This window comes from Moorena sp. SIO1F2, assembly GCF_010672755.1.
In the GTDB taxonomy this organism is placed as follows: Bacteria; Cyanobacteriota; Cyanobacteriia; order Cyanobacteriales; family Coleofasciculaceae; genus Moorena.
Map to the genome: position 1 here is coordinate 1 of NZ_JAAHFV010000387.1, position 5,813 is coordinate 5,813.

Here is a 5,813-nt window from a genome sequence, read left to right on the forward strand (position 1 = left end):
TAAAGCCGTCCTAGAAGGACGGCTTTCATTATATGTGCTATAATAAAAGCATAAGCAATAATTTGTTGTAGAAAGATACTGTCTAACAATAAGTAGGCAACGTAAAAAATATGTAATAGATACATATTGCGTAATTAAGTCTAACGACTTTAACGCCTGTGAAAAATTAGATAAAAAAAGTATCTATCTATTTATAAAAAAGAAAGGTACGGTGGGGTTTGAAGTTACCGTAAGTAGAGTGGAGCCTTTACAGGGGACTGGCTATGAGAAAAAGGGTCAAAACTTATTAACTAAGGCTCCACTCTACTAAGGTTTCGTTTCCGGCACACCGAAACCTAGATCCTAAGATCTAAAGTGCGATTCGTTGGTTAGAAACCATACCATATAAAGGTATTGGGGGATTAACCGCATGGTATAAACCATGACAACTTGATAACCATGGTGGTGAAAAACCAACCCGGAGACAAAACCTTAGAATAGTGCAGCCTTAGTACAAAACCTTACTCCTATGATGCCTAACCTGCTGACCATAAAGGCTGCACTATTCTTTCGGTAATTTCTGACCCTCGTGAAATCCGAGTGACAGCCCTACCCCTACTTCAGAACTTAACAACCCTGGGGTAAAGCGGGGTCGAGTAGTGAAGCCCTATCAGCCCAAGATGGAGTTAGTAACAGGCAAAGAACTTATGGGTACACAAGGAAGATACGCCAAAACCATCGTTAGAGGAAAGTAGCGTAATCAGGCTGAAACGCTGCAAGTGACAAAAGTCCAAAGGAATGTAATAGAAGGGGGTTATAAGATTTTTGGTTCTTATAACGATTTCCCCCAATTCCCGGTGGAGAGTATCACCCTAACAGTTCAAAGAATGGTTATCAGGAACGAAGTAACTCCCATACAGACTCTGAGCAAGGTCGATTGTTGAGTAGGTAGTTAGCCGCAAGTCCTATGGGAGAAAGATAGAGTCAAAAGCCAACGCCTAGGGTAATGCCTAGGATATGCAGACAGACTCACGTTATAGGAAAAGGTATGGTTGTAAGTAGTAATGAACAAGTCTAAAACTAGGGGGTTCGCCCCACAGTCGGAATGGAAGAAAGTCAACTGGCGAAAGCTAGAAATGACCATCTTTAAGTTACAAAAACGAATATACCGAGCCTCCCAACGTGGCAACATCTGCGTGGTAAGAAAGTTGCAAAAGACTCTGATGAATTCCTGGTCTGCAAAAATGATTGCGGTCAGACGGGTAACCCAGGAAAATAAAGGCAAGAAAACTGCCGGAATAGATGGACAAAAAGCTTTAACCAATAAGCAACGTCTCACCTTAGCAGCTAGCCTAAAAATCCAGAAAAAGGCACAACCAACTAGAAGGGTCTGGATACCCAAGCCTGGAAGAACGGAAAAACGACCTTTAGGGATACCCACCATCTACGACCGTGGATTACAAGCCCTCGCAAAACAAGCTATTGAGCCTGAATGGGAGGCAAAATTTGAACCCAACTCCTACGGGTTTAGACCAGGACGCTCATGTCATGATGCTATCGAGGCCATATTTAACAGTATCAGACAAAAACCGAAATGGGTTTTAGATGCCGATATTGCGAAATGCTTTGATAAAATCAACCACGATAGCCTTCTTAAAAAACTGAATACTTATCCATCCATGAGACGTTTAATTAAGTCCTGGCTAAAAGCTGGTGTAATGGATAAGGGCACATTCTCTCCTACAAAAGAGGGTACCCCACAGGGTGGAATAATATCCCCACTCTTAGCAAATATAGCCCTCCACGGAATGGAAGAACATATCAAAGAGTATTCCGAAAGTCTGCCTGGAAGAAAACATGCAAACAGAAAGGAACTCAACTTAGTTCGATATGCTGATGATTTCGTCATCATGCACAAAAACCAGGAAGTGATAGAAGAATGCTGCAAAATCATCAATGAATGGCTAAAACACATGGGTTTGGAACTAAAACCAAGCAAGACTAGAATTACTCATACTTTCGACGGATTCAACTTCCTTGGATTTAATATACGTCAATACAAAGCTGGTAAACATCAGTCAAAGCAAGGTTTTAAGACCATCATCAAACCATCAAAAGAGAATGTAAAAGAGTATTATGAGCGGCTCTCATCAAAAATAGACAGACACAGAGCCGCCCCACAGATAGCCCTAATCGAGCATCTAAAACCTATTGTAAGAGGATGGTGTAACTACTACAGTTCAGCCTGTAGTAAGGAAACCTACCAAGACATAGACAACTTACTCTGGAACAAACTTCAAAGATGGGGATACAGGAGACATCCAAACAAATCAAAAACCTGGGTAAACAAGAAATACTGGGGGACTAAGGTTGAAAAACCTAAGAAACCTTGGGAAGCACCGAAGATTGATAACTGGGTATTTATGACCAACGAGGAAAATTACCTCCCAAAACACGCAAAGACCAAAATAGTCAGACACGTGAAGGTCAAAGGTACCCGGAGTCCATTCGACGGCGACCTAATTTATTGGAATACTAGAATGCAGAAACACCCCGAAATGACCAGTCAAAAGGGAAGACTTTTGAAAAGGCAAAAAGGGGTATGTGCTCATTGTGGTCTTACCTTCAGGGATGGAGATTTGATGGAAAAGCACCATATAACACCACGTTCACTCGGTGGAAACAACTCAGACAAAAATCTAGAGTTACTTCACCTACATTGCCACGATACAAAGCACGGAAAGAAAATCGATTCATCCGAGTTAGATACTAATCCGTTCTAGAGGTACCAATGACAATGGTTTCTATGATGAGGAGCCGTATGAGGGGAAACTCTCACGTACGGTTTTGGAGACGAGTCGAAGGGGCGACCCTTCGGCTTAGTTTAATCTCTTAGGTCGAATTGTCCTCTACTTTTTTTGGTTCCGACCTGCTATACGCAAGACAGCTCGTTGAAGTAAGAATCCCCGTCCTTAAAGGACGGGGAGTGTCAAAAAAACCGTGCTGGAGTAGATGTGGCCGAACGATTCATCGCCGCCGTAGAGCAAGCCTTGGATTTCATCAAAAACAATCCCTATGCTTGCGCTCTCTACGATGCCGGAGAAGGATACGAGGATCTGCAAGTCTATCAATTCAGAAAATGGCGCTTGCAAGGTTTTCCCCATGCGGTGCTGTTCCGCTTAGAAGATAACGCAACCATCCTGGTGGAAGTCCTGTATGCCCATAAAATGCATATACCATCGCGTCTTATGAGTGATATGGAAGGGATTTAGTTAGGTAAGGTGATGTTTTATTAATCATCAATGGGGAGAGGGGAAACGCGGGGACGCGGATAAGCAACAAAAGTTGTTATTGTACAAATGTTTTTATTTTCCTAAGATGTTCTTGTTGTTGCACAACATAGGGATTTCCCATACCTAGGCTTTCTATTGAGATCACCCCAGAACAGCATCAGAAGCTCAAAGCGATGTTCCTTTAGAACCGCTTCGCGAACGCAGCCCTGAGCGGCAAAACTATTAAGGAATATGTGCTTGAACGCTGTCTGCCTGATGTGCCCATCAACCCAGAACTAAGCTCCGAAGAAGCCCTGGCTCAACTGTCTGCCTTTCTCAAGCCGAGAATAGAAGCGGCTGAACGGGGTGAATTCTCCCCTAGCACTTTTGCAGATATTAAGCAGAAAGCACGTAATAACATCCAGTCCTGAATGAAGATGCCCTGATTAGACGTTTTGCAAAAGTGGTCTGAATCCCACAGATTTCCTGGGCTAAAAATGGCTTTTGCAACAGGTCTATTGGCAATGAATGCTCTCACTAAATAACGTCAGTTCGGGTTAATATAGCGTTTCTCAGAGTAATGAGGTACACAGGATTTTTTTCCTGTTGCCTGTTGGCTGTTGGCTGTTACCTAAAATCAAAAATGTACCTGACCCAATTGAGAACTGCTATAAAATAGGCTTATCAGCTCTGGTAAAGGTTTTTCCTATGGTTCAGCAGCTCCATCCCACTACCGATGACATCTTCTATCCCGAAAGTGACGGCAAACCCTTGGCGGACAATACCCTTCAATTTGAACTAATTACCACCATTAAGTATGGCCTGGAAGCCCTATTCAAAGATGACCCCAATGTGTTTGTTGCCGGGGATTTGTTGTGGTATCCAGAACAAGGACAACCCAAAATCAACCAAGCCCCCGATGTGATGGTGGTCTTGGGTAGACCGAAAGGGCATCGGCGTTCCTACAAAACCTGGGTTGAAGATAACATTAATCCCCAGGTGGTCTTTGAAATTGCCTCATTAACTAATACCATCAAGGAATTAGAGGACGATAAACTCAAGTTTTACCGGACCCATGGAGTAGAAGAGTACTATCTCTATGATCCAAATAGAGCAAAACTAAAAGGCTGGTTGCGAACAGCCGAAAAGTTAGAACCAATCCCCCAGATGCTTGGTTGGGTTAGTCCCCGTTTAGGAATTAGGTTTGAGTTAGTAGGCTCGGACTTGGTGCTGTATTATCCCAATGGTGAGCGTTTTGCTACGTATTTGGAAATTATTGAGCTCAAAGATCTCGCTCAACAACAGGCAGAACAAGAACGTCAACGAGCAGAGCAAGCAGAGGAAGCTTTAGAGCAAGCAGAGGAAGCTTTGGAGCTTGAAAGGCTGGAAAAACAACAGGCATCACAACGAGCAGAACAGGCAGAAGCTTCGTTGCAAGCATTGTTGGAGCAGTTAAAAGCAAAGGGCATAGATCCAGAACAGTTCGAGCTATGAACTCCACCATACCGACACGTTGTCAACTGTGGAAGGCGATTAAGGCGGTGAATGAGGTTATGAATGACTTAAGGGTGGCGCAACACTTTCCTCCTCAGGATGAGGGATTAGCTTATCTAGCAAAGGGAACAGGGAATAGGGAACAGGGAGTAGGGAGTAGGGAGTAGCGATGCAGCGCGGTCTTGGGGGTTTCCCCCACTCGCGCTTTGCATCAAGACGGGAGTAGGGAATATGGCATCAAAAATTATCACAATTCCTACACGGATCCCTATCTGCCAAAATTGATAAAATTAAGACAGATTAAATCAGGAGAATTGGTATGACTGAAACGATTGATAGAGTCAGTTGGAGAATCGATGATTTAGAACTATTGCCTCACTCTGAAGGGACAATCTACGAAATAATTGAAGGAGAATTATTTGTGACTCGAACGCCTCACCGACGACATCAACAAATTTGTGGCAGAATTTTTAGTTATTTGAATAATTGGTCAGAATCAACAGGTAATGGAGAAACTATTATTACTCCCGGAATTATCTTCTCAGATGCCGATAATGTGATTCCTGATGTAGTGTGGGTAAGCCAAGAAAGATTAGCTCAAATAGAAGATGAAGCCGGACATCTTACGGCAGCACCTGAATTAGTGGTGGAAGTAATTTCTAAAGGTATTGACAACGAAAAACGCGACCGCGAAGTTAAAGTCAAGTTATATTCAATTCAAGGGGTAAAAGAATATTGGATTGTCGATCGTTTTCGTAAGCAAGTAGAGGTATATCGCCGAGACAAGGGAAAATTAACTCTAGTTGCTACCTTATTTGATCAGGATGAGTTAACTTCTCCTTTATTACCAAATTTTGTTGTACTAATCAATCGCTTTTTTCCAGTTAAGTAAAACAGCACATAAACTGAATAAGATTACCAAAATTATAGGTTTTAATACTCGGTATCTTCAGGATTATACCAAATTTTAGCAAAGACCGATTCAGAAAGTTTAGTCACTAAGGTTTTAGCTTTAGCTGGCATGAGAAACTGTTACCTCGACATCATCAGGTCGAAAGACCGCCGTGA

Annotated in this window: 5 protein-coding genes and 2 pseudogenes; 5 read left to right on the forward strand and 2 right to left on the reverse strand. The window is 42.6% G+C overall.

Annotation, left to right across the window (positions count from 1 at the left end; translation table 11 throughout):
• Nucleotides 1-471: 471 nt before the first annotated feature.
• Nucleotides 472-567: pseudogene (locus tag F6J94_RS28915) on the reverse strand (RNA-guided endonuclease TnpB family protein); the annotation flags it as partial.
• Nucleotides 568-1,043: 476 nt separating this feature from the next.
• Here F6J94_RS28915 and ltrA point away from each other — a divergent pair.
• The 4 genes and pseudogenes from ltrA to F6J94_RS28935 all read left to right on the forward strand — a co-directional run bounded on the left by ltrA (nt 1,044) and on the right by F6J94_RS28935 (nt 4,745).
• Complete coding sequence (ltrA, locus tag F6J94_RS28920) at nt 1,044-2,762, forward strand: group II intron reverse transcriptase/maturase (protein ID WP_293046726.1); 1,719 nt, start codon at nt 1,044-1,046, stop codon at nt 2,760-2,762.
• Nucleotides 2,763-2,993: 231 nt separating this feature from the next.
• A complete protein-coding gene (locus tag F6J94_RS28925) occupies nt 2,994-3,251 on the forward strand; it encodes a hypothetical protein (protein WP_367142288.1) in 258 nt (85 codons plus the stop codon).
• A 155-nt stretch (nt 3,252-3,406) separates the two neighbouring features.
• A pseudogene (locus F6J94_RS28930) lies at nt 3,407-3,682 on the forward strand (hypothetical protein).
• Between the two features lie 277 nt (nt 3,683-3,959).
• A complete protein-coding gene (locus F6J94_RS28935) occupies nt 3,960-4,745 on the forward strand; it encodes a Uma2 family endonuclease (protein WP_293046730.1) in 786 nt (261 codons plus the stop codon).
• A gap of 116 nt (nt 4,746-4,861) precedes the next feature.
• Here F6J94_RS28935 and F6J94_RS28940 read toward each other — a convergent pair whose 3' ends face one another.
• Nucleotides 4,862-4,996, reverse strand: a complete 135-nt coding sequence (locus F6J94_RS28940; protein WP_293046732.1) for a hypothetical protein — start codon at nt 4,994-4,996, stop codon at nt 4,862-4,864.
• A gap of 68 nt (nt 4,997-5,064) precedes the next feature.
• Here F6J94_RS28940 and F6J94_RS28945 point away from each other — a divergent pair, with 68 nt between their 5' ends.
• Nucleotides 5,065-5,637, forward strand: coding sequence for a Uma2 family endonuclease (locus tag F6J94_RS28945; protein ID WP_293046735.1), 573 nt, complete (start codon nt 5,065-5,067; stop codon nt 5,635-5,637).
• The last annotated feature ends 176 nt before the right edge of the window (nt 5,638-5,813 follow it).

Excerpts from the sequence above, each read along its gene's own strand:
- ltrA (WP_293046726.1), top strand. The coding sequence starts at position 1,044 with ATGAACAAGTCTAAAACTAGGGGGTTCGCCCCACAGTCGGAATGGAAG.
- F6J94_RS28935 (WP_293046730.1), top strand. The coding sequence starts at position 3,960 with ATGGTTCAGCAGCTCCATCCCACTACCGATGACATCTTCTATCCCGAA.
- F6J94_RS28945 (WP_293046735.1), top strand. The coding sequence starts at position 5,065 with ATGACTGAAACGATTGATAGAGTCAGTTGGAGAATCGATGATTTAGAA.